The organism is Bradyrhizobium diazoefficiens USDA 110 (assembly GCF_000011365.1).
In the GTDB taxonomy this organism is placed as follows: domain Bacteria; phylum Pseudomonadota; class Alphaproteobacteria; order Rhizobiales; family Xanthobacteraceae; genus Bradyrhizobium; species Bradyrhizobium diazoefficiens.
In genome coordinates this window covers 6,669,739-6,694,325 of record NC_004463.1, presented here as the reverse complement: position 1 = coordinate 6,694,325, position 24,587 = coordinate 6,669,739, and the positions used below count along the sequence as shown (strand labels likewise).

The 24,587-nt window shown below is 64.6% G+C and carries 23 protein-coding genes; 15 read left to right on the top strand and 8 right to left on the bottom strand.

Annotated elements, in window-relative coordinates:
* Window positions 1-96: 96 nt before the first annotated feature.
* Together BJA_RS30750 and BJA_RS30745 are read left to right on the top strand one after the other, a co-directional pair.
* Complete coding sequence (locus BJA_RS30750; protein ID WP_038966695.1) at window positions 97-1,788, top strand: benzoate-CoA ligase family protein; 1,692 nt, start codon at window positions 97-99, stop codon at window positions 1,786-1,788.
* Between the two features lie 22 nt (window positions 1,789-1,810).
* Complete coding sequence (locus tag BJA_RS30745; protein ID WP_011088816.1) at window positions 1,811-2,269, top strand: RidA family protein; 459 nt, start codon at window positions 1,811-1,813, stop codon at window positions 2,267-2,269.
* A 28-nt stretch (window positions 2,270-2,297) separates the two neighbouring features.
* Here BJA_RS30745 and BJA_RS30740 read toward each other — a convergent pair whose 3' ends face one another.
* Window positions 2,298-3,026, bottom strand: coding sequence for a CBS domain-containing protein (locus tag BJA_RS30740; protein ID WP_011088815.1), 729 nt, complete (start codon window positions 3,024-3,026; stop codon window positions 2,298-2,300).
* Window positions 3,027-3,236: 210 nt separating this feature from the next.
* Here BJA_RS30740 and BJA_RS30735 point away from each other — a divergent pair, with 210 nt between their 5' ends.
* A complete protein-coding gene (locus BJA_RS30735; RefSeq protein WP_011088814.1) occupies window positions 3,237-5,078 on the top strand; it encodes a PHA/PHB synthase family protein in 1,842 nt (613 codons plus the stop codon).
* On the opposite strand, the gene BJA_RS30730 is transcribed toward BJA_RS30735, so the two are convergent.
* The 3 genes from BJA_RS30730 to BJA_RS30720 are packed head-to-tail and all read right to left on the bottom strand — an operon-like array spanning window position 5,075 to window position 8,605.
* Window positions 5,075-6,049, bottom strand: coding sequence for a CHAD domain-containing protein (locus BJA_RS30730; protein WP_011088813.1), 975 nt, complete (start codon window positions 6,047-6,049; stop codon window positions 5,075-5,077). The two genes, BJA_RS30735 and BJA_RS30730, sit on opposite strands and share 4 nt — an antisense overlap.
* A gap of 15 nt (window positions 6,050-6,064) precedes the next feature.
* On the bottom strand, window positions 6,065-7,597 hold the full coding sequence (locus tag BJA_RS30725; RefSeq protein ID WP_011088812.1) for an AAA family ATPase: 1,533 nt from the start codon (window positions 7,595-7,597) through the stop codon (window positions 6,065-6,067).
* 24 nt (window positions 7,598-7,621) lie between these two features.
* Window positions 7,622-8,605: a zinc-dependent alcohol dehydrogenase family protein gene (locus BJA_RS30720; RefSeq protein WP_011088811.1), complete on the bottom strand. Its 984-nt coding sequence runs from the start codon at window positions 8,603-8,605 to the stop codon at window positions 7,622-7,624.
* 193 nt (window positions 8,606-8,798) lie between these two features.
* On the opposite strand from BJA_RS30720, the gene BJA_RS30715 reads away from it, so the two are divergent.
* Together BJA_RS30715 and BJA_RS30710 are read left to right on the top strand one after the other, a co-directional pair.
* Entirely contained in the window at window positions 8,799-9,638 is an 840-nt protein-coding gene (locus tag BJA_RS30715) for a universal stress protein (protein WP_028174472.1), read from the top strand.
* A gap of 70 nt (window positions 9,639-9,708) precedes the next feature.
* On the top strand, window positions 9,709-12,402 hold the full coding sequence (locus BJA_RS30710; protein ID WP_011088809.1) for a bifunctional acetate--CoA ligase family protein/GNAT family N-acetyltransferase: 2,694 nt from the start codon (window positions 9,709-9,711) through the stop codon (window positions 12,400-12,402).
* Between the two features lie 110 nt (window positions 12,403-12,512).
* On the opposite strand, the gene BJA_RS30705 is transcribed toward BJA_RS30710, so the two are convergent.
* Window positions 12,513-13,001 (bottom strand): hypothetical protein, encoded by a 489-nt coding sequence (locus tag BJA_RS30705; protein WP_011088808.1) that lies wholly within the window; start codon window positions 12,999-13,001, stop codon window positions 12,513-12,515.
* The gene (locus BJA_RS30700) at window positions 13,002-13,277 is read right to left on the bottom strand and encodes a hypothetical protein (RefSeq protein WP_011088807.1); all 276 of its coding nucleotides are present in this window, start codon (window positions 13,275-13,277) and stop codon (window positions 13,002-13,004) included. It lies immediately after the preceding gene.
* 174 nt (window positions 13,278-13,451) lie between these two features.
* Between BJA_RS30700 and BJA_RS30695 the strand changes: the two genes are divergently transcribed.
* Genes BJA_RS30695 through BJA_RS30685 form a run of 3 tightly spaced genes read left to right on the top strand, consistent with a single transcriptional unit; the run spans window position 13,452 to window position 16,477 of the window.
* Window positions 13,452-14,588 (top strand): ABC transporter permease, encoded by a 1,137-nt coding sequence (locus tag BJA_RS30695; protein ID WP_011088806.1) that lies wholly within the window; start codon window positions 13,452-13,454, stop codon window positions 14,586-14,588.
* Between the two features lie 2 nt (window positions 14,589-14,590).
* Window positions 14,591-15,370, top strand: coding sequence for an ABC transporter ATP-binding protein (locus tag BJA_RS30690; protein WP_038966693.1), 780 nt, complete (start codon window positions 14,591-14,593; stop codon window positions 15,368-15,370).
* Between the two features lie 3 nt (window positions 15,371-15,373).
* Window positions 15,374-16,477, top strand: a complete 1,104-nt coding sequence (locus BJA_RS30685; protein ID WP_011088804.1) for an ABC-type transport auxiliary lipoprotein family protein — start codon at window positions 15,374-15,376, stop codon at window positions 16,475-16,477.
* Window positions 16,478-16,483: 6 nt separating this feature from the next.
* On the opposite strand, the gene BJA_RS30680 is transcribed toward BJA_RS30685, so the two are convergent.
* Window positions 16,484-16,801 carry a c-type cytochrome gene (locus tag BJA_RS30680; RefSeq protein ID WP_011088803.1) on the bottom strand — a complete coding sequence of 106 codons (318 nt, stop codon included), beginning with the start codon at window positions 16,799-16,801 and terminating at the stop codon, window positions 16,484-16,486.
* A gap of 158 nt (window positions 16,802-16,959) precedes the next feature.
* Here BJA_RS30680 and BJA_RS30675 point away from each other — a divergent pair, with 158 nt between their 5' ends.
* Together BJA_RS30675 and BJA_RS30670 are read left to right on the top strand one after the other, a co-directional pair.
* Window positions 16,960-17,673 (top strand): helix-turn-helix domain-containing protein, encoded by a 714-nt coding sequence (locus tag BJA_RS30675; RefSeq protein ID WP_011088802.1) that lies wholly within the window; start codon window positions 16,960-16,962, stop codon window positions 17,671-17,673.
* A gap of 502 nt (window positions 17,674-18,175) precedes the next feature.
* Window positions 18,176-18,904 (top strand): Crp/Fnr family transcriptional regulator, encoded by a 729-nt coding sequence (locus tag BJA_RS30670; protein WP_011088801.1) that lies wholly within the window; start codon window positions 18,176-18,178, stop codon window positions 18,902-18,904.
* A 10-nt stretch (window positions 18,905-18,914) separates the two neighbouring features.
* Here BJA_RS30670 and BJA_RS30665 read toward each other — a convergent pair whose 3' ends face one another.
* On the bottom strand, window positions 18,915-19,691 hold the full coding sequence (locus BJA_RS30665; RefSeq protein ID WP_028174479.1) for a cyclase family protein: 777 nt from the start codon (window positions 19,689-19,691) through the stop codon (window positions 18,915-18,917).
* A 436-nt stretch (window positions 19,692-20,127) separates the two neighbouring features.
* On the opposite strand from BJA_RS30665, the gene BJA_RS30660 reads away from it, so the two are divergent.
* The 5 genes from BJA_RS30660 to BJA_RS30640 all read left to right on the top strand — a co-directional run bounded on the left by BJA_RS30660 (window position 20,128) and on the right by BJA_RS30640 (window position 24,061).
* The gene (locus BJA_RS30660; RefSeq protein WP_157839411.1) at window positions 20,128-20,286 is read left to right on the top strand and encodes a hypothetical protein; all 159 of its coding nucleotides are present in this window, start codon (window positions 20,128-20,130) and stop codon (window positions 20,284-20,286) included.
* Between the two features lie 22 nt (window positions 20,287-20,308).
* A complete protein-coding gene (locus tag BJA_RS30655) occupies window positions 20,309-21,280 on the top strand; it encodes a TRAP transporter substrate-binding protein (protein WP_011088799.1) in 972 nt (323 codons plus the stop codon).
* A gap of 64 nt (window positions 21,281-21,344) precedes the next feature.
* On the top strand, window positions 21,345-21,893 hold the full coding sequence (locus BJA_RS30650) for a TRAP transporter small permease (RefSeq protein WP_011088798.1): 549 nt from the start codon (window positions 21,345-21,347) through the stop codon (window positions 21,891-21,893).
* Window positions 21,884-23,176, top strand: a complete 1,293-nt coding sequence (locus tag BJA_RS30645) for a TRAP transporter large permease (protein WP_011088797.1) — start codon at window positions 21,884-21,886, stop codon at window positions 23,174-23,176. Before BJA_RS30650 ends, BJA_RS30645 begins: the two co-directional genes overlap by 10 nt.
* Before the next feature lie 78 nt (window positions 23,177-23,254).
* Window positions 23,255-24,061 carry an SDR family NAD(P)-dependent oxidoreductase gene (locus tag BJA_RS30640; RefSeq protein ID WP_011088796.1) on the top strand — a complete coding sequence of 269 codons (807 nt, stop codon included), beginning with the start codon at window positions 23,255-23,257 and terminating at the stop codon, window positions 24,059-24,061.
* The last annotated feature ends 526 nt before the right edge of the window (window positions 24,062-24,587 follow it).

Sequence of the window (24,587 nt, the reverse complement as noted above, 5' to 3'; positions counted from 1 at the left end):
GGATGCCCAAAATCCACTATTGCACCAAATTGTTTTAAGCCTAAAATGTTTCCCAGTTAGTGCTGCCGGGTGCTTCCATGCGCAAAGGAGCGTGCGATGGCCAACGCCGCCAAGGTTCAAATGTCGGGCTCGTCTGACGGCAATGCTGCGACGGCCCATGTCGATACGTTCGCACGGCAACATCTGCCGCCGCGCGAGCTGTGGCCCGACTTCATCTTCACACGGCCTGAGCTGCAATATCCGCCACGATTGAACTGCGTCGGCTATTTCCTCGATCGCTGGGTCGAAGAGGGCCATGGCGACGCGCCTTGCGTCATCAGCCCCGCGGTCAGCTACAGCTATCGCGAGCTGCAAGCGCTCGTGAATCGCATCGCCAATGTTCTGGTCGGTAAGCTTGGTCTGGTGACCGGCGGGCGCGTGCTGCTGCGCTCTGCCAACAATCCGATGATGGTCGCGACCTATCTTGCGGTGATCAAGGCCGGGGGCATTTGCGTCGCGACGATGCCGCTGCTGCGCGCCAAGGAGCTGTCCTATCCGATCCAGAAGGCGGAGATCACGCTGGCGCTCTGCGACGGAAAGCTCGCCGACGAGATGGAGAAGGCGAAAGCCGCGGCGCCCGGTCTCAAGCAGGCCGTCTATTGGGGCAACGGCGCGGCCGACTCGCTCGAGGCGCTGATCGCCGACGCAAGCCCGGAGTTCAAGGCCGTCGATACCGCCTCCGACGACGTCTGCCTGATCGCCTTCACGTCGGGCACGACCGGCGATCCCAAGGGCACCATGCATTTCCACCGCGACATGCTGGCCGTCTGCGACGGCTACGCGCGCAACATCTTGCGCGCCGAGCAGAAGGATCGTTTCGTCGGCTCCGCACCGCTCGCCTTCACGTTCGGCTTCGGCGGCGTGCTGTTCCCCATGCATATCGGCGCCTCCTTCGTCGTGCTGGAGAAGACGACGCCGGACGACATCCTGACGGCGATCGAGCAGTACAAGACCACGGTCTGTTTCACCGCGCCGACCGCGTATCGCGCCATGATCGGCAAGCTTCCGGGCCGGGACATTTCTTCGCTTCGCAAGTGCGTCTCCGCCGGCGAGACACTGCCCAAGCCGACATTCGATGCCTGGTTCAAGGCCACCGGCATCAAGCTGATGGACGGCATTGGCTCGACCGAGATGCTGCACATCTTCATCAGCGCGACCGAGGACGAGATCCGTCCGGGGGCAACCGGCAAGCCGGTGCCGGGTTATGAGGCGAAGATCGTCGACGACGCCGGCAATGACGTGCCGCCTGGGACGATGGGCCGCCTCGTGGTTCGCGGTCCGACCGGGTGCCGCTATCTCGCGGACGAACGGCAGCGCAAATACGTCCAGAATGGCTGGAACATCACCGGCGACACCTACCTGATGGATGACGACGGCTATTTCTGGTACCAGTCGCGCTCCGACGACATGATCGTGTCGGCCGGCTACAACATCGCAGGCACTGATGTCGAGGCGGTGCTGCTGACGCATCCCTCCGTCGCCGAGTGCGGTGTGGTTGGCGCACCGGACGAGGCACGCGGAATGATCGTGAAGGCTTATATCATCGCCGCGCCCGGCGTAACGCCGGATGCCCAACTTGCGGCCGAGTTGCAGGAATATGTCAAACGCGAGATCGCGCCCTACAAGTACCCGCGCGCGATCGAGTTTGTGACGCAATTGCCGAAGACCGAGACCGGCAAGTTGAAGCGTTTTGCCCTGCGGCAACTGGCTCAGGCTGCGGCGACGTCGTCGGGCGTTGCGGCAGAATGAGGGAAGGACGGAGCATTTGTCCGTGACAACGCCGAAAGGCCCGCAGCTCGCGGTGCTGTCGACCGCCGATGAGAAGGTCACGCCTTCGGCGGCGCAGATCCTCCAGCCGGCAGGCTGGCCGGTGCCGAAAGGCTACGCCAACGGCATGGCCGCCGAGGGGAGGATCGTCGTCACCGGCGGCGTGATCGGTTGGGATGCCGACGAGCGTCTCGCGGACGGCTTTGTCGCGCAGGTCCAGCAGGCCCTGAGCAACATTGCCGCGATCCTGACTGAGGCCGGCGCACGCCCTGAGCATCTCGTGCGCCTGACCTGGTACGTCGTCGACATGGACGAGTACCTCGCGAACCTGAAGGAACTCGGCAAGGTCTACCGTGCCATCTTCGGTGCGCACTATCCGGCAATGGCGCTGCTTCAGGTGGTACGGCTGGTCGAGAAGGCGGCGCGCGTCGAGATCGAGGCCACCGCCGTCATTCCCCGCTGAGCCGCGGTTGCTTCCTCAGCTTGCCTTGTTAGCTCGCTTTGGCGAGGTCGTCGTCCTCGGGCGAGTTCAGATAAACGCCGGACATGGTGTCGACCCAGCACAAATGGTCGTGCACCTTCTTCACGCCCTCGACGTTCTCCGCCGCGACGACCGCGGCCTGCCGTGCGCGTTCTTCGGTGATGACGCCGCTGAGGTGAACGATGCCGTCGCGAACGATGACGTTGAGTCCGAACGGGCACCAATCGTTCCTCTCCATGGTATCGATGATGCGGTTGCGAATATGATCGTCATCGGCCGTCGGATCGGGCACCTCGCGGGCGAGCCCTGCGACAGCCTGCAACAGGTTGGCGCGGGACACGATCCCGACGACCATGTCGCCGCGTACCACCGGCAGGCGCTTCACGTTGTTCCGTTCCATCAGGTCGACGATCTCCGCGAGTGCCGTGTCCTCGGTGATGGTCACGGGCGAGGCGGTCATCACCTCCGAGACCTTGCGGCCGTGCTCGTGGACGAAGTCGCTGGCCGATTTGCCCGGACCGAGGATGAACCGCAACCAGCGCCCCCGCTTGCGCCCGGTGCCGATCTCGCTGCGGCGGATGAAGTCTCCTTCCGAGACGACGCCGACGAGCTTGCCGGTGTCGTCGACCACCGTGAGGCCGCTGACGTGCCGCTTCAGCATGATGTTGGCCGCCTCGACGATGCTGGTATCGGGGGTGACCGAGATGACCGACCGGGTCATGATCTGATGGGCGCGCATGGACGACTCCGCTGGCTTGTCGAATTTCAATGCGCAAAACCTAGCCCGGCCGTCGGGGTGTGGTTTGACTCAGGTCAAGCGATCCAGGCCGCTTCTCCCTGGTTGAGCAATTGTGATCCGTGCCCGGATTTGATGCAGCTCAACACGTATCGGAAGCGTCGCCATATCCTGTTGCCGACATAGACCAGAAGCCCGCAGGATCATTCAGCCATGAGCGTCGTGAAGGTATTTCCACGGGCCGAAGAGCCGCCGGCACAGGCTCTCCCCGCCAATTCGGCTGCCGAAGCCCCTGCGACGATCCCCGAAAGGATCCCTGAGAAGCCGGTCGTCGCCAATTCCCTGCCTGCATCGGAGCCGTACCCTTTCGACCGCGCGTTTCATGCGGTGCTGGCGCGGTTCACGGGCGGGATTTCGCCTGTGGCCTTGTCGCTCGCCTGGCTCGACTGGAGCACGCATCTTGCCGCGGCGCCGGAGCGCCGGATGCAGATGTTCCGTAACGGTCTTCGCGATACCGGTATGCTCCTGCAAGCCGTCGCGCACGCGACCTCACAAAAGCCGTGGTCCGTGATTGAGCCGCAGGGACGCGATCGTCGCTTCAAGGACCCGCAATGGGAGACCGCGCCGTTCAATCTGCTTGCGCAGGCGTTCCTGCTGTCGGAGCGCTGGTGGCACGATGCCACGACCGGCGTGCGTGGCGTGTCGCATGCAAATGAAGCCGTCGTCGAGTTCTCTGTGCGCCAGATGCTCGACATGCTGGCGCCGTCGAATTTCGCGGCCACCAATCCGCAGGTTCTCGAAAAGGCGTTCCAGAGCGGCGGCGAGAATTTTGTGTTCGGCTGGCAGAACTGGTGTAGCGATCTGATGCGGCTGCTCTCTGTCTCAAAGACGGCGGGTGACGAGCAGTTCGTCGTCGGCAAGACGGTGGCAGCTACGCCCGGCAAGGTCGTCTACCGCAACGATCTAATCGAGCTGATCCAGTATCATCCCACGACCGCGCAAGTGCGACCCGAGCCGATCCTGATCGTGCCGGCCTGGATCATGAAGTATTACATCCTCGATCTGTCGCCGCAAAATTCCCTGGTCCGGTATCTGACCGGTCAAGGCTTCACCGTGTTCGCGATCTCCTGGCGCAATCCGGATGCGAAGGACAGGGATGTTGCCTTCGACGACTATCGCAAGCTCGGAGTGATGGCTGCGCTGGACATGATCGGCCGGATCATGCCCGATCGGAAGACCCATGCGCTCGGCTACTGTCTGGGCGGCACGTTGCTGTCGATCGCCGCGGCGGCCATGGCGCGCGACGGCGATGGCCGTCTCGGCACCATCACGCTCCTTGCCGGCCAGACCGACTTCACCGAGGCCGGCGAATTGACGCTCTTCATCAACGAGAGCCAGGTCGCCTTCCTCGAAGACATGATGTGGCAGCGCGGCTATCTCGACACGACACAGATGGCCGGTGCGTTCCAGCTGCTGCGCTCCAACGAGCTGATCTGGTCGCGGCTGTCGCGTGACTATCTGATGGGCGAGAGTTCGCAGCCGAGCGATCTGATGGCCTGGAACGCCGATGCCACGCGGCTGCCCTATCGCATGCACTCGGAGTATTTGCGCAAGCTGTTCCTCGACAACGATCTGGCCGAAGGCCGCTATCGCGTCGAGGGCAGGAGCGTCTCGCTCTCCGACATTCACGCGCCGATGTTCGTGGTGGGCACGCTCGCCGACCACGTGGCGCCGTGGCGATCCGTCTACAAGATCCACTATCAGGCTGATGCCGACGTAACCTTCCTGTTGACCAACGGCGGCCATAATGCCGGCGTCGTCGCGCCTCCCGACGAGCCCTGGCACACCTATCAGGTCATGACCAAGGCCGCGGATGCGCCGTATGTCGGCCCGGACGAGTGGCTGAAGTTGGCGCCGCGTGTTGAGGGATCGTGGTGGCCGGAATGGGCCCAATGGCTGGCGGCGCGCTCAGGTGAGCCCTGTGATCCACCGTCGATCGGTGTCGGGGGTGCTGACGGTCTGCCCGACGCGCCGGGAGACTACGTCCACAGCTAATCCTTGGGCTCCGCGTTCGGAGCAAGGTCTGACGAGCGGAAGGGCTTGGCCTTATCCAGCTTCCGGTAGGCCGTAGAGGCGGTTCGCAGCAGCCTCTTTTCCCGCTTGCGGTCGAGGAAGCGAATGCCGGCCTCGGGGCCGGCGCCGTTCAACGACGCTGCCAGCGCTTGCCCGCGCGCATCGTCGTTCAATTGCCCGAGGGACCTTTGTGCCTTGCGCAATTGCTTGAGGATGGACTTCTGCTTCGCCAGGGAATCGTCATCGAACAGGTCCGTGAGCGACTCGATCGAATAGGTCAGCCGCTTGTTGAGAAGCCGCAACCTGTGTCGTTTCTCGACATCGAGCTTGCGCAGCTTCCTGGCCTTCCTGAGCAGCGTCTCTTCCCACTCGGTCAGCCGCGCCGTCGCGTGGTCGGCGAGCGAGCAACGGCGCAACCTGACGGCTTCCTTGCTGCGCCGGGTCGACCAGGGCCCGCTCTCGATCCACGCCGAGGTCTGCTCGACCAGGCGCTTGTAGCGCGCGGATTGCAGCGCGCGCGCGAGCAGGCGGTGGCTCTCGGCGCGCTTCTCGTCCCAGTGCTGGAGCTCGGCGATCACGGCGAGCTCGTCGCCACTCTCGGCGACGACCCGCTCGATCGCCACGTCGAGATCCCGCACCAGGCCGAGCTGGCTGTTGAGCCATTTCAGCTCGGCCCAGACGTTCGGCCGCAGCGTGTCGTCCACCATGGGCGAGAAGAAGCGGATGGCGGTGCGCAGATGCGTCAGTGCGATGCGGATCTGGTGCAGCGCGTCGGGATCGCCGCGGCAAGTGCCGTCGTGCTGGGCAAGGACCGCACCGAGGTGGCGGCGGGCGATGATCCGGAATGCCGTATCGCAGGCCATGCCGGGGCTGAGGCGGCCGGGCAGGGCATTGCGCCGCGTCGCCGGCTTGGCGCGCGCGGTCGCGGTCGAACTCGTGGTGGGTTGCGACATCCTTGCCCGCGTCAATCAGATTGCCTTATTTTGCCCTGCGATTGCGTCCCGGCAGCGCTGGAGCGTCTGCTCTTGTGTCCCGGATGCATCGATGGTCGCCCAATCGACATGGCCGATATTATAGTGCTCTTGCTGCGCAGCAACCTCTTGCGTGGCGTCGGAGGCATCCCCGTGGCGGCCGCCGATGCGCGCCTGACGGGTCGCGAGGTCGGCGACGAGGAATAGTCCGCTCAGCGGCACGTTGCATTGGCGGGCCATGGCGGCCAGTTGCTCCCGTTCGGATTCGCTTGCAAAGACGGCATCGACGATTGCGGAATGGCCTTGCGCCAGCACCTGTCGGGCGCTCTGCACCAGGACCTCGTAGACGCGTGCCGTGACCTCGGGCCGGTACGTGGACGGCGGCAGCCGGTGGGTGTGTTCCACCTGAAACAGCTGCTTGCGAATGATGTCGCTGCGCAGCACGACGGCTCCCGGTTGCGGCGCGACGTTGGGTGCCAGCGCGCGGGCGAGGGCGGACTTGCCGGTGCCCGATAGTCCGCCGACTGCAATCAGGCGCGGGGTGGGCGGGTGGATCAGAGCCCGGGCGAGATCGAAGTAGCGGTGCGCCTCGTGAAGAATTCCTGTCCGGTCGGCATCGGGCCGCGTCAGCCGCGCCAGCGCCACCTGGGCGCGGATTGCCGCGCGAATGGACATGAACAGCGGCAGGACCGAGAGCGCATCGAGGTTTTCGGGCGGCGTTGCGGCGAGATACCGGTTCAGGACGATATTGGCTGCGAGCGGTTGACCGTGGTGCAGCAGGTCCATCAGCGTGAACGCGAGGTCGTAGAGCACGTCGACAGTTGCGATTCTCGCATCGAACTCGATCGCGTCGAACAGCACCGGCTGGTCGTCGATCGCAACGATATTCGCAAGATGCAGGTCGCCGTGGCAGCGGCGCACGTATCCCTGACGGCCGCGTTCTTCGAGCAGCGGCCGCAGGCGCTGCAATATCGTGTACGAGGCTTCGCCGAGTTGCTCGATCTCTTCGGCTTCGAGATGGTTGCCCTTCCGCAAGCCGTCGCCGTTTCCATCGACGAGGCCGGGGATGGAGGCAACCCATGCCGTGCCGTCGGCGCGAGGTGCCATCGCGTGCGACGCCACGATGGCATCAGCGGCAGCCGAAGCGAGGTTCGCATCCAGCGGGCCGGCCTTCGCCAGATGATCCAGCGTCCGGGTTTCGTCGAAGCGGGACATGTCGACCGCATACTCGACCGGCCGGCCGCGGCCGTCGACCTGCAGCGATCCGTCCGGCTCCTCGGTGATCGCCACGACGCGGTGATAGATCTGCGGCGCCAGCGGCCGGTTGATCCTGATCTCCTCCTCGCAGGCCGCCTTGCGTTTCTCGAGCGTCGAATAGTCGAGGAACGGAAACCGGACAGCCCGCTTGATCTTCAGCGCGCGGCCGCCGTCGAGAAACACCGACGCGGCATGCGTATCGATCCGTATCACGCCCGGATGCGCGCAGAGCGCCGTGAAGATCCGTTCCTGGGCAGCCGTTTCGTCTGTCATCGAAGCTGGTATTCCGAGATAAGGTCAGGGTCTGAGCACGGCGGCGCCAAGAATCTGTCCATTCCGCAGCATGTCCAGAACTTCGTTGGCCTGATCGAGCGGGAATGCGGTCGTCTCGGTGCGCACGCCCGCCTGCGGAGCGATCCTGAGAAAATCGAGACCGTCCTGTCGGGTGAGATTGGCAACGGAGATCAGCTGCCGTTCCTGCCAGAGCAGGTCGTACGGAAAGCTCGGAATGTCGCTCATATGGATGCCGGCGCAGACCACGCGGCCACCCTTGCGAACGGCGCGCAGCGCGGCCGGCACGAGCTCGCCGGCGGGAGCATAGATGATGGCGGCGTCGAGCGGTGTGTCGGGCATTTCGTCCGAGGCGCCCGCCCAGACGGCGCCGAGCCGGCGGGCGAGGTCCTGCGCGGCCAGATCGCCGCGCCGTGTAAACGCGTGGACAGAGCGCCCCTGCCAGACCGCGACTTGCGCGACGATATGGCCGGCGGCGCCGAAGCCGTAGATGCCCAGCCTCTCAGCCTGGCCGGCGAGGACCAGCGAACGCCAGCCGATCAGGCCTGCACACAGCAGAGGGGCGAGAGCCACGTCGTCGCCGGCCTCGCCCAGCGGAAAGGCATAGCGCGCATCGGCGACCACGTGCGTTGCATAGCCGCCGTCCCTTGTATAACCGGTGAAGAGCGGGCGGTCGCAGAGGTTCTCCATGCCCTCCCGGCAAAACCGGCAGTTTCCGCAGGTGAACCCGAGCCAGGGAATGCCGACCCGGTCACCCAGCGCATGCGTTGCGACATCGGGGCCGACGAGATCGATACGGCCGACGATTTCATGGCCAGGTACGATCGGGTAGCGGATGTCGGGCAATTCGGCGTCGACGACGTGAAGATCGGTCCGGCAGACGCCGCAGGCGCTGACTCTCACCCGGATCTGACCTTCGCCGGGGATTGGATCGGGGCGCTCCTCCATCCGCAGCCGTGCTCGCGGGGCAGCCAACACCATCGCACGCATCAGTCTCTCCGGGGCGAACCGCTCCGATCGAACTATCCATAGAATGACAGCGCGGGGCCGGTCCTTGACCTCCCTCAATGCTCGCCTTTGCCCGTCTGGACGGTTCCCCAAGGCTTGTTGAGGATCAAAAGGCTTGATGAGGATCAATGGTGTTGACGAAAGCCGGCCTATTCTGGTGGCAAGGAGAACCCCGATGCCCCTGAAGGACGTTTTTCTGCCGCTTGTCGGCCAGCCGCGCGGACCGGCCGTTGCTGCGATCGAGAAATGCGTGGCAGTCGCCGCCGACCTCGGCGCCAGGATCACCGCGCTCGCGCTCGAGGAAGACGTTTTCGTGCGGCCGATGGTGCTGCTCCCCGATGATCCCGATGCCGCCGTGGCAAAGGGGCCCCTTGGAGCGGACGATGTGCAGCATCTTCTGAATGCCTTCACTGATGCGGCGGCTCGCGCCAACGTTCGGACCCAAAGCCGGTCGGGCAAGGTGCCGGCGGACCAGATTGCGTCGATACTGGCCGAACAGGCGCGTTTCAGCGATCTCACGCTGGTTCCCGTGAAGTCGCACGACAGCCGAACGGAGCACATCATCGAGACGATCCTGTTTGAATCCGGGCGGCCGCTGCTGCTCTGCCCGGAGCAGCATGTGGACGTGCTGCGACCGGAATTCGAGAAAGTCATGATCGCTTGGGATCACTCCGCGCGCGCGGCGCGGGCGGTCGGTGACGCGCTGCCGATCCTTCAGGCTGCGGCCTCGGTCCGCGTGGTGACCGTGGCCGACGACAAGACCGACGCGATCGTGCAATCCGGGACCGCCCTCGTCGATCATTTGAGCGAGCACGGTGTCCAGGCCTCGTTCGAGACGGCGAAAGGCGGCGGCAGCTCGATCGGCAAGGTGCTCGGAAGTTGGGCAAATTCCAATGCCATCGATGCGATCGTGATGGGCGCCTATCATCATTCGCGCCTGAACGAGATCGTCTGGGGTGGTGTGACAAAGACTGTCATTGGCCAGCCACCGTGCTGGGTTATGATCTCCCACTAGGCTCGCCGCCAGCTTGCCGGCCTGATCTTTCAACCATCGGAACCACCACCGACGGGGCGCATTTGCTTTCATGTCCACCTATCGCCTGAAGAACCTGCTGTCGCCGCGTTCGGTTGCGCTTGTCGGGGCGAGCGCCCGTCCGGTTTCCGTGGGGCGCGCCGTTCTGGAGAACATTCGCAAGGCTGAATTCACGGGACAGTTCGGCCTCGTCAATCCGCGTCATGCCGAGATCAGCGGCGTTGCCGCAGTGGCGAGCCTCGACAGGCTGGCATTCGTGCCCGAGCTCGTGGTCATCACCGCGCCGGCCCGGGAGGTTCCCGGCATCATCGACCAGGCCGGACGGCGCGGCTCGGCGGGCGCACTGATCGTCACGGCCGGACTCGGCCATGGGCCGGGATCGCTGCAAGAGGCCGTGATCGCCGCGGCTCGCAAATACGGCATGCGGCTGATCGGGCCGAACTGCCTCGGCATCATGATGCCCGGCGTGAGCCTCAATGCCAGTTTTGCCGCGCACATGCCGGGAGCAGGAAATCTCGCGCTGATTTCGCAATCCGGCGCGATCGCTGCCGGCATGGTGGACTGGGCCGCGCAGCGCGGCGTCGGCTTCTCCGGCATCGTCTCGATCGGCGACCAGATCGACGTCGATATTGCCGACCTGCTCGACTATTTCGCGATGGATCACAAGACCCGTGCGATCCTGCTCTATATCGAGGCCATCAAGGACGCGCGTAAATTCATGTCGGCGGCACGCGCCGCGGCGCGTGTGAAGCCGGTTGTCGTGGTGAAGTCCGGCCGCATGGCGCAGGGTGCGAAGGCGGCAGCGACCCACACCGGCGCGCTTGCGGGTGCCGACGCCGTCTATGATGCGGCGTTCCGCCGCGCGGGTATCCTGCGGGTCTCCGATCTGCGCGAGCTGTTCGACTGCGCCGAGACGCTCGGCCGCGTCGAATCGCCGACCGGAAAGCGCCTCGCCATTCTGACCAATGGCGGCGGCATCGGTGTCCTCGCCGTCGATCGACTGGTCGAGCTTGGCGGAATTCCCGCGTCCATCTCGGCGGATGCCCGCAAGAAACTCGATGACGCGCTGCCGCCGACCTGGTCCGGCGCAAATCCCGTCGACATCGTGGGCGATGCCGATGCAGCGCGCTACGCGGCGGCGCTCGAGGTGCTGCTCGCCGACCCCGACAATGACGCCGTTCTCGTCCTCAACGTGCAGACGGCGATCGCCTCGGCTTCCGACATCGCGAGGACCGTGACGGAGCTCGTCGGCAAATATCGCGAGAAGCACCGCAGTTGGGCAAAGCCGGTGCTTGCCGCCTGGGTCGGGGCCGATCAAGCGATCATTCAGACGCTCTCCGGCGGGGGCATTCCGAACTATCCGACCGAGGACGATGCGGTGCGCGGCTTCATGCATCTGGTCCGGCACCGCGAAGTGGTCGAGGAACTGAGCCAGGTTCCCCCTGCAATGCCCGACACGTTCGTGCCTGACGCCCGGGCGGCCAGGCAGATCGTAGCCGCAGCCATCGCCGATGACCGCAAATGGCTCGAGCCTGTCGAGATCAAGCACCTACTCGAAGCCTACGACATCGCGATGGTGCCGACCTATGCCGCGGCCGACGTCGAGCAGGCCGTGGCGTACGCGAACGAGATGTTCGCGCAAGGTGCCACCGTCGTGCTGAAGATCATGTCGCGCGACATCGTGCACAAATCAGATGTCGGCGGCGTCGTGCTCAATCTGACGACGCCGGAGGCGGTGCGTGCGGCTGCCTCCGATATTCTCGCCCGGGCAAGGAAGCTGCGGCCCGAGGCCCGTATCGGCGGCGTCATCGTCCAGGCGATGGTCGTCAAGGCGAAGGCGCGCGAGCTGATCCTCGGTCTTGCCGACGATCCCACGTTCGGCACCGTCGTCGTCTTCGGCCGGGGCGGAACGGCGGTGGAGATCATCAATGACAGGGCGCTGGCGCTGCCGCCGCTCGATGTGCAACTCGCCCGCGACCTGATCGACCGCACGCGGGTCTCGCGGCTGCTGCGCGCCTACCGGGACGTGCCGGCCGTCAAGCAGGACGCCGTCGCCATGGTGCTGGTCAAGCTCGCGCAGATGGCGGCCGATATCCCTGAGATCCGCGAGTTCGACATCAACCCGCTGCTTGCGGATGAGACCGGCGTGACGGCAGTCGACGCCCGTGTCGCGGTGGGGCCGTCGCAGCGGAAGTTTGCCGGCTCAGGCCCCGCCAATTTCGCCGTTCGCGCCTACCCGTCGCAGTGGGAGCGCCGCCTCAAGCTCAAGGACGATTGGCGCATTTTCGCGCGGCCGTTGCGCCCCGACGACGAGCCGACCATCCATGAGTTCCTGCGTCATGTGACCCCTCACGACCTCCGCCTGCGCTTCTTCGCGCCGATGAAGGAGTTCACCCACGAATTCATCGCGCGCCTGACCCAGCTCGACTACGCGCGCGCGATGGCCTTCATCGCATTCGACGAGGCGACCGGCGAGATGGTCGGCGTGGTCCGGCTCCATTCGGACTCGATCTACGAGAGCGGCGAATACGCGATCCTGCTGCGGTCCGATCTCAAGGGCAGGGGGCTCGGATGGGCCCTGATGCAACTGATCATCGACTACGCGAGATCCGAAGGGCTGAAGGTCATATCGGGCGACGTGCTTCAGGAGAACACCGTGATGCTCGAAATGTGCCGGCAGCTCGGTTTCGAGGTCAAGCCGGATCCGAACGAGCCTGATATCTGCGATGTCCGGCTGAAGCTCTGAGCGCGCCGGCTAAAGCATGATCCGGAAAAGTGCGTGGCGGTTTTCCGAAAAGATCATGCTCAAACAACAACCCAAAGCGCGATGACGATTCATCCCAATCTCATCGCGCTTCAGGAGCGCGCTTCGGCCGACGTTGCAGCGGCAGTCCCCTTGGTCGTTTTCCGCAGGCTCTTGACGATGATCGCGATCAGCGGCACCAGCACCGGCACGATCGTGCTCAGCGGATGATGCACCGCGCCCGACACCTCGGCCTGGAGCGCGCGCGCCTCGAGCTGAAGGGCCTCGATGGATGCGCCGTGAATCTCATTGGCGAGCTCGATGTCGCGGCCGGACGGAGCACGCCCGGCGATGACGAAGAGGACCGCCGCGATGGCAAAATTGACGGCGCCAAGGATGGCCGCTGCCGCAATGGCGCCCCAGATCTGGACCAGCGCGAAATAGGCCGACAGCTCCAGCATCAGGAGCCCGAATCCCGCGATCAATGCCGCAAAGGCGCGCAGGCCGAGGCCTACCAGCAGATGGCGCAGCCTGATGTCTGCGATGATCCTGTCGGTCCGCCACAGCACGCGCAGATGTTTGACGACGTTCTCGGTATTCACCTAGTGTCTCCTCAGCATGAAGCCGACGACGACGCCGAGCGCGAAGGCGGAGGCGAGCGACGTCATCGGGCGCTCCGCGATGAGGCCCTGAAGCTGCTCCTGCTCGTCGCTGACGGTTTCGCCGAGCTCGGCAAGCGCGGCCTTGATCTGATCGGCCAGAGCCTCGGCGCGGTCCTTCGAACTCTCGAACATTTCCTCGCCGGCCGTGCTCAGCAGGCGGGTGACGTCCACCTTCAACGTCCGCAGTTCTTCGCTCATCCTGTCGCTGTCGAACATGGACTTGATGTCTCCATTGAATGGAGCGAACCTAAGACCCGCCGGCGTGACCGCGCTTGATTTGCGTCAAGGGGTGGGCAGGGGCCTGCCCTTGAGACAGGTCAAACCGCCCGCCACACGCTGGCCTAGAAGTGGCGGCTGAATGGGGACCGATTGTCCCGATGAGGTGGAAGCGTGAACTCCGAACCGCTGTTGCTGGCAACGCCGTCTGGCGACGGGCTGAAATTGCGCCCGCAAGGGTCCTGGACCGCGGCGAATGTGGCGATGCTCGAAACTCTGTCCCGCTCGGTCGGCGCGGATGTCGATCGATCCAGGGCCGTGACGCTGGACATGTCGGGGGTCAGCGCGCTGGATACGCTCGGCGCCTGGGTCCTGGAGAAGCTGTCGCGCAGGGCCGCAACGTCAGGCAGATCGGCCGAATTCGTCGGCGTCGCCGATCATTTCAGCGGCCTGATGGACGAGGTGCGTGAGGTTAACCGCCACACGCCGGCGCCGGCAGCTGCGCCAAATCCGCTTCTGCTCAGGCTCGGCGATCTCGGCAAGTCCACGGTCGGCGCGCGGGAAGACATTACGATCTTCCTGCAAATGCTCGGCGCATTGTTCATGGCCATTTTCGGTGTGCTGCGCCGGCCGCGGTCGCTGCGGCTGACGTCGCTGGTCTACCAGCTCTACCGCATCGGATGGCAGGCGATTCCCATCGTCGCGCTGATCACCTTCCTGATCGGCGCCATTATCGCCCAGCAGGGATTCTTCCATTTCCGCAGGTTCGGTGCTGAGTCCTATACCGTCGATATGGTGGGCATCCTCGTGCTGCGCGAGCTTGGCGTTCTGATCGTCGCCATCATGGTCGCCGGCCGGTCGGGGAGCGCCTACACCGCCGAGCTCGGTTCGATGAAGATGCGCGAGGAGATCGACGCGCTGTCGACGATGGGGCTCGATCCCGTCGGCGTCCTGATCCTGCCGCGTGTTGCGGCGCTGGTCATCGCGCTGCCGATTCTCGCCTTCATCGGATCGATTGCCGCGCTCTATGGCGGCGGCCTGGTCGCGCAGTTCTACGGCGACATGGGGCCGGCGATCTATATCGCACGGCTGCATGAGGCCATTTCCGTCACCCATTTCGAGGTGGGCATCCTGAAGGCGCCGTTCATGGCGCTGGTGATCGGGATTGTCGCCTGTAGCGAGGGCTTGCGCGTCAAGGGCAGTGCCGAGTCGCTGGGGCGGCAGACGACGACGTCGGTGGTCAAGTCGATCTTCCTGGTGATCGTGCTCGACGGCCTGTTCGCAATCTTCTTTGCCTCGATCGGGATGTGACGATGGGCGAACCGCAGGAACAGTTCGCGATCCGCGTCCGCGACCTCGTGGTCGGCTTCGGCCGCCAGACGGTGCTCGACCATCTCTCGCTCGACGTCCGCAAGGGCGAGATCCTCGGGCTGGTAGGGGCGTCCGGCGGCGGCAAGTCAGTGTTGATGCGAACCATCATCGGCCTCATCCCGCGCCGAAGCGGTACCATTGAGGTCATGGGGCACGAGATTGGCGGCACGCAGGACCGCGGCACGCGAGGCGCGGCCGCGACATGGGGCATCCTCTTCCAGCAGGGCGCGCTGTTCTCCTCGCTGACGGTCCGCCAGAACGTCCAGTTTCCGCTGCGCGAAAATCTCGTCCTGTCGCAGGAGCTGATGGACGAGATCGCGATCGCCAAGCTCGAAATGGTCGGGCTGCGGGCGCAGGACGCCGACAAATATCCGGCGGAGCTGTCCGGCGGCATGACCAAGCGCGTGGCGCTGGCGCGCGCGCTCGCGCTCGATCCGCCGATCCTGTTCCTGGACGAGCCCACCTCCGGCCTCGATCCGATCGCCGCCGGCGATTTCGACGCGCTCATTAAGACGCTGCAAAAGACCCTGGGACTGACCGTGTTCATGGTCACCCATGATCTTGCCAGCCTCACCACGGTCTGCGACCGCGTGGCCGCGCTCGCCGACGGCAAGATCGTTGCGATCGGCCCGATGCGCGACCTGCTGCAATCCGAGCATCCCTGGGTGCGCGCCTATTTCCACGGCAAGCGCTCGCAGATGCTGCAACACGAGATGAGATGAGACATGGAAACCCGCGCTCCCTACGTGCTGATCGGCACCTTCGTGCTGGCCGCGATCCTCGCGGTGTTCGGCTTCATCTATTGGCTGAACAACACCGGCGGCATCGGGCCGCGCACGAACTACCATGTGCAATTCCAGGGACCGGTACCGGGGCTCCTGGTTGGCGCCGGCGTGTTGTTCAACGGCATCCGCGTCGGCGAGGTGGCCCAGCTTGGGCTCGCGCCGGACAATCCACGCTTCGTTAATGCGACGATTTCGGTTGCCTCCGCCACGCCGGTGCGCGCCGACACCAGGGTCGGGCTCGATTTCCAGGGGCTGACCGGCGTGCCGGTGGTGACACTGGAGGGCGGCATGATCGTCGCCAAATCCGGCGAGCCCCTGACCTTGATCGCCGAGGCCGGCGCCGGCCAGAGCATGACGCAGGCGGCGCGCGATGCGCTGCGACGGGTGGATTCGGTGCTGGAGGACAATTCCGGCCCGCTGAAGGACACCATCGCGAATTTCAAGACGTTCTCCGACGGGCTCGCGCGCAACACCGGCAAGCTCGACGGCATCCTGGCGGGTCTCGAGAAGATGACCGGCGGCGGCGCGCCGGCGCAGAAGATCACCTATGACCTGCGCACGCCGCAGAACCTCGGACCGGCCGCCAAGACGCTTTCTGCGTCGCTGGCCATTCCCGAGCCGACCGCGGTCGCGATGCTCCAGACCCAGCGCATGCTGTTTGCGCCGGTCGGGGATAATCCAGGCTTTGCCGATTTCCTCTGGGCCGACAGCATTCCAAAGCTGGTGCAGGCGCGGCTGATCGACAGCTTCGAGAACTACGACATCGCCCATGCGCCGTTGCGCACGAGCGATCTCGGGCAGGCGGACTACCAACTGCTGATCGACATCAGACGCTTCCGGATTGCCACGGACGGCGAGACAAGGGTCGAGATCGGACTATCGGCGCGGATCGTCGACAAGAACGGCAAGGTGGTCGCGTCCCGCCTCGTCGAGACCAGCGAGAAGCTCGACAAGGTCGAACCGGCCGCTGCGGTCGCAGCGTTCGACGCGGCTTTCGCCCGCATCGCCAAGGAACTGATCGGCTGGACGGTGCTGGCGGTGTGAGGCCGCCTATTCCAGCGTCTTGAGGTAGGACAGGAGGTCGTGGATCTGGTCCGGACTGAGCTCGAAGGCGGGCATGTCGGCGTGGCCCGTGTAGATGCCTTCGGCCAGCGCCTCGCCAAGGGTCGCGATCGGATAATTCCGGTGCAGCGTGCGCAGCGGCGGGGCGATCTTGAGCGGGCTCTCGGAGACGCGGTCGATCGCGTGGCAGCGCGCGCAATTGGCCCGTGCAAAGGCCTTTCCGCGTTGTTCGGCGGTCGGTGCCGCCAGCGCAGGCGTGATCAGAAAGAGGCCAATCAGGCCCTGGCGGAGCGCATGGTGAAGCATGGAAGGCGGGATCCCGTCGAACTCTCGGCGCAGAATAGAGAGAGGAGACCCGCCAGAATTGATCTGGGTCAACCGCGTTTGTGAGGGTGCAGTAAAATGCGGGTGCGTATGGCGGACTCGGCCGGGGGGCGGAGCTGGACCGACGCTAGGAGCGGTGGATGAAGCCTTCCGTGGTCATGATTGAACCAAACGGGCATTTCTGCAGCGATTGTGCCATACGCACATCGGCGGTTTGTTCGTCGCTGGATGCGGCCGAGCTCAGGGAATTCGAGCATCTCGGACGCCGTGTCCATTTTTCCTCAGGCGAGACCGTGTTCTCCGAGGAGGACATCACGACCTCGTTCTACAACGTTCTCGAAGGTGTCATGCGGCTGTACAAGCTGCTCCCCGACGGCCGGCGGCAAATCGTCGGCTTCGCCTTGCCCGGCGATTTCCTGGGGATGAATCTGTCCGGCCGCCACAATTTTTCCGCCGATGCAATCGGCGCGGTGACCGTGTGCCAGTTCGCGAAGGCGCCCTTCGGTCGTTTCATCGAGGAGCGGCCGCAACTGCTCAGGCGGATCAACGAGCTGGCCATTCGCGAGTTGAGCCAGGCACGCGACCATATGGTCTTGCTCGGCCGCCGCTCGGCGGACGAGAAGGTTGCGGCTTTTCTACTTGGCTGGCGCGAGCGGCTGCTCGCGCTCAAGGGGGCGTCCGACACGGTTCCACTTCCGATGAGCCGGCAGGACATCGCCGATTATCTCGGCCTGACCATCGAGACCGTCAGTCGCACCTTTACCAAGCTTGAACGCCACGGAGCGATCGCCATCATTCATGGCGGTATCAGCCTGCTCGACCCGGCTCGCGTCGAGGCCTTGGCCGCGGCCTGACAGCCTTTTCACGATGCTCTCGGATTTTTGATCCCGATCAATGACGCCGTCCACCGGCCGCAAATAATGCCCCTCAAACACCCGGGAGGAGCATGATGCCCACTGACGCGTTGCTGATGACCATTGTCGTCGTGGCGATCTTCGTCACTTTCGCCGCAGCTTTGGCATGGCGGACCGACAAACCAGCGCGGGCCGGCTCGACCCCGATTCCAAGCGCTGAAGCCCCTGATCGTAAGCCTCCTCTGACGCGCTAAGCGCCGGCGCTCGCCGGGCCGGCTCTTGGCTGTCCGGCAGCGCCTCAACGCAATCGCGGCGTGCGGTGCCTGCAACTCTGCATCGACCGGGATGCATTGGCGCATCCTTCGGATGCGGCCCTTGAGCCGGGCGGCGGGCATTTTCGCCGCATTTGCCTTAAAGCGCGCGCATGCTTTCCGGTTGAAATGCCGGGCAACACTGACTACGCAGGAACTCCAGTGCCTCGCAGTCTTAGGAGCCCAGCGGCGTGCCTCAGGACAAGACCGGCGACCCCCGACAATCGGCGGCGAACAAATTATCGGTCCTGCGCAAGCACCCGATCTTCGCGGATCTGGAGCCGGATGCGCTCGATCAGCTCTGCCGCTACGCCAAGCACACCACCGTCAAGCGCGGTGCGACGATCGCCGCCAAGGGCGACCCCGGCAACAACCTGTTCGCGGTGATCTCGGGGACGGTAAAGATATCCTCCTCTTCGCCCGACGGACGGAATGCCATTCTCAATCTCATCGGTCCCGGAGAAATCTTTGGCGAGATCGCGGTTCTCGACGGTGCGCCGCGTTCGGCGGATGCGACCGCCAACACCAATTGCGAGCTCTACATCATCGATCGCCGCGACTTCCTGCCGTTCGTGAAGAGCCAGCCGGCGCTGGCGATGAAATTCATCGAGCTGCTCTGCGCGCGGCTGCGCTGGACCAGCCAGCAGGTCGAGCAGGTGATCCTGCAAAATCTTCCGGGCCGGCTCGCAAGCGCACTGCTCGGTCTCACCGAAGAGCGCAAGTTCGACTCCGGCAGCGGTACGCTCGCCATCACCCAGCAGGAAATCAGCGAGATGGTGGGGATGACGCGCGAGAGCATCAACAAGCAATTGCGCGCCTGGGCCGGACGCAACTGGGTTCGCCTAGAGCACGGCGCCATCGTGGTGCTCGACACCGATGCGCTGCGCGAGCTCGCCGAAAGCGGCCTCGGCGGCGAGTGATTGCGTTCGCTTAACCGTCGATGATGGCGACCGCGCGGGTCCAGCCGGCGGAGGCGCGTTCGATCTTCACCGGGAAGCATGAGACCGTGAAGCCGGCCGACGGCAATCGATCGAGATTGTGCAGCTTCTCGAGATGGCAATAGCCGATGTGCCGTCCCGCCTTGTGGCCTTCCCAGATCAGGCCGGCATCTCTTGTTTCGGCATATCTCTTCGCGGTGTAGACGAACGGAGCGTCCCAGCTCCATCCGTCGGTGCCGGTCAGCCGCACGCCGCGCTCGAGCAGATACATGGTGGCCTCGTAACCCATGCCGCAGCCGGAATTGACGTAGTCGGCCTGGCCGAATTTGGCGCCCGCGCTGGTGTTGACGACGACGATCTCCAGCGGCGACAGCGTGTGGCCGATGCGCTTGAGCTCCTTTTCGACGTCGGCGGCGGTCACGACATAACCATCGGGCAGGTGCCGGAAGTCGAGCTTCACGCCGGGCTGAAAGCACCATTCCAGCGGCACCTCGTCGATCGTCCATGACCGCTCGCCGCGATTCATGGTCGGGTGGAAGTGCCAGGGCGCATCGAGATGCGTGCCGTTATGCGTCGACAACGAGACCTGCTCGACGGCCCAGCCCTGGCCGTCCGGCAGGTCCTGCGCCTTGAGGCCGTCGAAGAACTGGAGCATGCGCGGCAGGCCCTGCTGGTGATCGATGTAGTGGATCGTCGGGTGATTGCCCGGCGGGTCGGACGTCACGTCGTTTCTGAGCGGCACGGAGATATCGATCAGCGTCCGCGGCATGGGCATTCCCTTCGAGATGTTCCGGTCTGTTTCGCAGCATTTTGTCGGGGCTGCACCGGTGGCGTCAAGTAACGCGCCGGTGTGCGAATATTCGGAAAAACGGACATTTCCTCGATCGCCCTCGTGGAGCGACGGCGTGGCCGATCGATGCAACTCCAGCATTGATCGATGCCGGATTTGGCTTGGACTCAGAATGCCGCCCGCCCTAGGGACGAGACTGGCGACATTGCGCTGATGAAGCGCGCATCGCACAAGGATGGGGCGACCGTCTCGTCCGCACCTCTAAGCCGCAGCCAATAGCGGCCGAGCCTAGAACCAGAGGAACGTCGATGGGTATGACGAGCATCGTCACCTCGCATCCGGCATCGGCCGATGGCGGGGCGGGATTTCAGGGAAGCCGGCACCTGCCGCGCAAGTCCCCGCCGGAGACGGCGCGATGAAGCTCGCACCTTCCGTCGCCGTGATCACCGACCAGTCAAATCCGCTCGACTCCGCCGCGCAATCCTACCAAGGTGGTGCGTTTGTAACGCTTGACTTTACACCTGAAGTGGAGCGACCCAAGGCGGCGCGCAGCAACTGCCCGACAACGAAATAATCAAACTCAGGAGGAAGCCCAGATGAAGACACTCACCGGTATCATCGCAGCCGCTGTGCTCGCGGTCTCAGCGCCCTTGGCGACCGCACGCGATTTCCGCTCCGCCGACATCCATCCCGCCGACTATCCGACCGTCGAGGCCGTCAAGTTCATGGGCAAGCAGCTCGCGACGGCGAGCGGCGGCAAGCTCGGCGTGAAGGTGTTTCCCAACGGCGCCCTGGGCTCCGAGAAGGACACCATCGAGCAGCTCAAGATCGGCGCGCTCGACATGATGCGGATCAACGCATCGCCGCTGAACAACTTCGTGCCCGAGACCATCGCGTTGTGCCTTCCCTTCGTCTTCCGCGACACGCAGCACATGCGCACCGTCCTTGACGGGCCGATCGGCGACGAGATCCTGGCGGCGATGGAGCCCGCGGGCCTGGTCGGCCTTGCCTATTACGACAGCGGCGCCCGGTCCATCTACACCGTCAAGGCACCGGTCAAGTCGCTCGCGGACCTCAAGGGTCTGAAGATTCGCGTCCAGCAATCCGACCTGTGGGTCGGCATGATCCAGAGCCTCGGGGCCAACCCGACGCCGATGCCGTATGGCGAGGTCTATACCGCGCTCAAGACCGGTCTCGTAGACGCGGCCGAGAACAACTGGCCTTCCTACGAGTCCTCGCGCCATTTCGAGGCAGCCAAGTTCTACAACATCACCGAGCACTCCCTGGCGCCCGAGGTTCTCGTGATGTCCAAGAAGGTCTGGGACACGCTGAGCAAGGAGGATCAGGCGATGATCCGCAAGGCGGCCAAGGAATCGGTGCCCGTCATGCGCAAGCTCTGGGACGAGCGTGAGCAGGCGTCCCGCAAGACCGTCGAGGCGGCCGGTGTCCAGGTCGTCACGATCGCCAACAAGGCGGAATTCGTCGACGCGATGAAGCCGGTCTACGCCAAGTTCGCCGGCGACGAGAAGCTGCAGGGCCTCGTCAAGCGTATCCAGGACACGAAGTAAGGCCACAGCGTCGGGTCCGGCGTCGCCGCGAGGTGACACCGGACCCTCGCAGGGAGATGCGGGAATGACCGACCCTCACGTCGCAAGCCACGAGCAGGAGGTCGCCGGACGCCCGTCCACCGGCCTGCTGTCGCGGATCAATGCCCCCGTTGCGCGCGTGGGCATGTACCTGTCCGTGACCGGCCTGCTCGTCATCGTCACCATCGTGTTCTACCAGGTGTTCGGACGTTACGTGCTCAACTCCAGCCCGACCTGGACGGAGAACCTTGCGCTGGTCCTGATCCTGTATGTCACGCTGATCGGCGCCGCCGTCGGCGTGCGCGATGCCGGACACATCGGCATGGACAGCCTGCTGGTGATGCTTCCGGATAATGTGCGTGAGAAGATCGAGCTCGTGATCCACGTTCTGGTCGCCGTGTTCGGCGTTGCGATGGCCTACAACGGCTGGATCCTCGGGGCGTCGGTCGGCACCGTGAAGATTCCCAATCTCGGCCTTCCCGAGGTCATCCGCTACGTCCCGCTGATCGCCTCCGGCGTCCTGATCGTGTCCTTTTCAATCGAGCACATCATTGCTCTCCTGCGCGGCGAAGAGGTCGTCCCCTCATGGAACTGATCATCCTCGGCGCCTCCTTCTTCGGCTTCCTGATCCTCGGCGTTCCGGTCGCCTTCGCGATCGGCCTCTCGGCGATCTGCACCATCCTCTACGAGGGGCTGCCGGTTGCCGTCATCTTCCAGCAGATGATGTCGGGGATGAACATCTTCTCGTTCCTCGCCATTCCGTTCTTCGTCTTCAGCGGTGAGCTGATGCTGCATGGCGGCGTCGCCGACAAGATCGTGCAGCTCGCCAAGAATCTCGTCGGACACATCCGCGGCGGGCTCGGCATGTCGAACGTGGTCGCCTGCACGCTGTTCGGCGGCGTATCCGGTTCGCCCGTGGCCGACGTGTCGGCGATGGGCGCGGTGATGATCCCGATGATGAAAAAGGAAGGTTTCGACACCGACTACGCCGTCAACGTCACCACCCACGCCTCGCTGGTCGGAGCCTTGATGCCGACCAGCCACAATATGATCATCTATGCCCTGGCCGCCGGCGGCAAGGTATCGATCGGCGCGCTGATCGCCGCCGGCCTGCTGCCGGCGCTCGTGCTGATGGTGTGCATGCTGGTCGCCGCTTACGCGGTCGCGGTGAAGCGCGGCTATCCGGCCGGCAAGTTTCCGGGCTGGTCCGAGGTTTTCCGTTCCTTCGCGGCGGCGCTGCCCGGCCTGCTGATCGTCGGCATCATTCTGGCCGGCATCCTGTCCGGCGTCTTCACGGCAACTGAATCCGCAGCGGTCGCGGTCACCTACACGATCCTGCTGACGTTCTTCATCTACCGCACCATGACCCTGCCGAACTTCCTGCGGGCCGCCGCCAAGGCGGTGAAGACGACGGGCGTGGTGCTGCTGCTGATCGGCGTCTCCACCATGTTCCAGTATCTGATGGGACTCTACGAGGTGGCCGATTTCGCCGGCGACCTGATGAGCAAGGTGTCCACGCAGCCCTGGATCATCTTCCTGCTCATCAACGTCATCCTGTTCGTGCTCGGCACGTTCATGGACATGGCGGCGACCATCCTGATCTGCACCCCGATCTTCCTGCCGATCGCGATGAAGGCGGGCATGGATCCCGTGCAGTTCGGCATGCTGATGCTGATCAACTGCGCGCTGGGGCTGAACACTCCGCCGGTCGGAACGACGCAGTTCGTGGGCTGCGCCATCGGCGGCATCTCGGTGGGCGCGGTGATGCGCACCATCCTGCCGTTCTACGCCGCGCTGATCGCGGCGCTGATGTTCGTCACTTACGTTCCCGCATTCTCGCTGTGGCTGCCGCGCCTGCTGATGGGATACAAGGGATAGCTGCCGTGCGCGCGCCGGCACTTGGCCGGCGCAGCGGGCTTGCGTAGTTTGCGTCACAACAACAGGGAGAATCTGTCCGTGACCGACTATCGCAAGCTCTTCGATCTCACCGGCAAGACGGCCGTCGTGCTCGGCGCCGCCTCGGGCATCGGCAAGTCGTCGGCCGAAGCACTGGCCGGGCTCGGCGCCCGTGTCGTCTGCGCCGATCGGGCGCTCGATGCAGCGGAAGCGACCGCCGCGGGCATTCGCGACAAGGGTGGCTGGGCGGAAGCTGCTAGCTGCGACGCCGCGATCGCTGCGGACGTCAACGCGCTCGCCAAGAGCGTGATGCAGAAGTTCCCGCGGCTCGACATTGCCGTGACGACGCCCGGGCTCAACATCCGCAAGACCATCCTCGACTACACCGAGGAGGATCTCGACCGTGTCCTTAACCTCAACGTCAAGGGCACGGTCTGGTTCTTCCAGGCTTTCGGCCGCATCATGGTCGGGCAGAAGGGCGGCAGCATCATCGCCTGCTCGTCGGTGCGTGCGGTGACCATCGAACCGGGCCTTGGCGTCTACGGCTCGACCAAGGCGGCGATCGGCCTCCTGGTGAAGGGCTTTGCCTCCGAGGTCGGTCATGCCGGCGTGCGCGTCAACGCCATCGCGCCGAGCATCGCCGAGACCGCGCTCACCGGCCCGTTCAAGCAGCGGCCCGACATCTACAATCTCTACGCCGGCCACACCGTGTTCAACCGCTGGAGCAGCGCCGACGAGGTCGCAACGGCGGTGGCCTATCTCGCCTCGGACGCGGCCAGCTATGTCAGCGGCAGCACGCTGTTCGTCGATGGCGGCTGGACCGCGGTCGACGGTCCGCCGACCGGTCTCACCCAATTGCACAAATAGGGCGACGATCTGCGCCTAGGGCATGTACTCATAAAGTCGGCTTACCAACGCAAAGCGGAAGTCTGCCACCTTGAGTGTGATCGGCGGCTTGTGACCCGAATGTATGGTCCGGCCGTGCGTAGCAAGAGGTTCGTCGATCAGGTGGTGAGTGGTCTTGCATCAATGTATCCGGCCTTTGATTGGAGCATTCTCTCCGGGCCATCATGGATATCAGCGCGCGTGCGTTCTCATTAGCGGACAGGCCTCGATTGGGCCATTTGGGTCACCAGTGTTCGCATGCGCCGGGAAGACCGAACCTCCATCTCGTCTCATCCTCTCGCAGACCTTGGCTGGAACCTGTTGATGGGGTTACGTCATCGCTTGCTCCTCCTACCTCGCAGTTCCTGTGTTCGAGCCGGGGGCCGTTCCTTCGTCCCGGCCCGCAGGACGTGCGTCGCGTCGCGCGCACGGGCGGTCAAGGCCGGCCGTTGCGCTTTGCTTGCGGCTGGCTCCGGCGTTGCCAGGCCGCGCCTTGACCGCCCCGAGC

Bases quoted from the DNA above. Each gene is read 5' to 3' on its own strand.
- BJA_RS30750 (WP_038966695.1), top strand. From the start codon at position 97: ATGGCCAACGCCGCCAAGGTTCAAATGTCGGGCTCGTCTGACGGCAAT.
- BJA_RS30740 (WP_011088815.1), bottom strand. From the start codon at position 3,026: ATGCGCGCCCATCAGATCATGACCCGGTCGGTCATCTCGGTCACCCCC.
- BJA_RS30735 (WP_011088814.1), top strand. From the start codon at position 3,237: ATGAGCGTCGTGAAGGTATTTCCACGGGCCGAAGAGCCGCCGGCACAG.
- BJA_RS30730 (WP_011088813.1), bottom strand. From the start codon at position 6,049: ATGTCGCAACCCACCACGAGTTCGACCGCGACCGCGCGCGCCAAGCCG.
- BJA_RS30725 (WP_011088812.1), bottom strand. From the start codon at position 7,597: ATGACAGACGAAACGGCTGCCCAGGAACGGATCTTCACGGCGCTCTGC.
- BJA_RS30720 (WP_011088811.1), bottom strand. From the start codon at position 8,605: ATGCGTGCGATGGTGTTGGCTGCCCCGCGAGCACGGCTGCGGATGGAG.
- BJA_RS30715 (WP_028174472.1), top strand. From the start codon at position 8,799: ATGCCCCTGAAGGACGTTTTTCTGCCGCTTGTCGGCCAGCCGCGCGGA.
- BJA_RS30710 (WP_011088809.1), top strand. From the start codon at position 9,709: ATGTCCACCTATCGCCTGAAGAACCTGCTGTCGCCGCGTTCGGTTGCG.
- BJA_RS30700 (WP_011088807.1), bottom strand. From the start codon at position 13,277: ATGTTCGACAGCGACAGGATGAGCGAAGAACTGCGGACGTTGAAGGTG.
- BJA_RS30690 (WP_038966693.1), top strand. From the start codon at position 14,591: ATGGGCGAACCGCAGGAACAGTTCGCGATCCGCGTCCGCGACCTCGTG.
- BJA_RS30685 (WP_011088804.1), top strand. From the start codon at position 15,374: ATGGAAACCCGCGCTCCCTACGTGCTGATCGGCACCTTCGTGCTGGCC.
- BJA_RS30680 (WP_011088803.1), bottom strand. From the start codon at position 16,801: ATGCTTCACCATGCGCTCCGCCAGGGCCTGATTGGCCTCTTTCTGATC.
- BJA_RS30675 (WP_011088802.1), top strand. From the start codon at position 16,960: ATGAAGCCTTCCGTGGTCATGATTGAACCAAACGGGCATTTCTGCAGC.
- BJA_RS30665 (WP_028174479.1), bottom strand. From the start codon at position 19,691: ATGCCGCGGACGCTGATCGATATCTCCGTGCCGCTCAGAAACGACGTG.
- BJA_RS30660 (WP_157839411.1), top strand. From the start codon at position 20,128: ATGAAGCTCGCACCTTCCGTCGCCGTGATCACCGACCAGTCAAATCCG.
- BJA_RS30655 (WP_011088799.1), top strand. From the start codon at position 20,309: ATGAAGACACTCACCGGTATCATCGCAGCCGCTGTGCTCGCGGTCTCA.
- BJA_RS30650 (WP_011088798.1), top strand. From the start codon at position 21,345: ATGACCGACCCTCACGTCGCAAGCCACGAGCAGGAGGTCGCCGGACGC.
- BJA_RS30645 (WP_011088797.1), top strand. From the start codon at position 21,884: ATGGAACTGATCATCCTCGGCGCCTCCTTCTTCGGCTTCCTGATCCTC.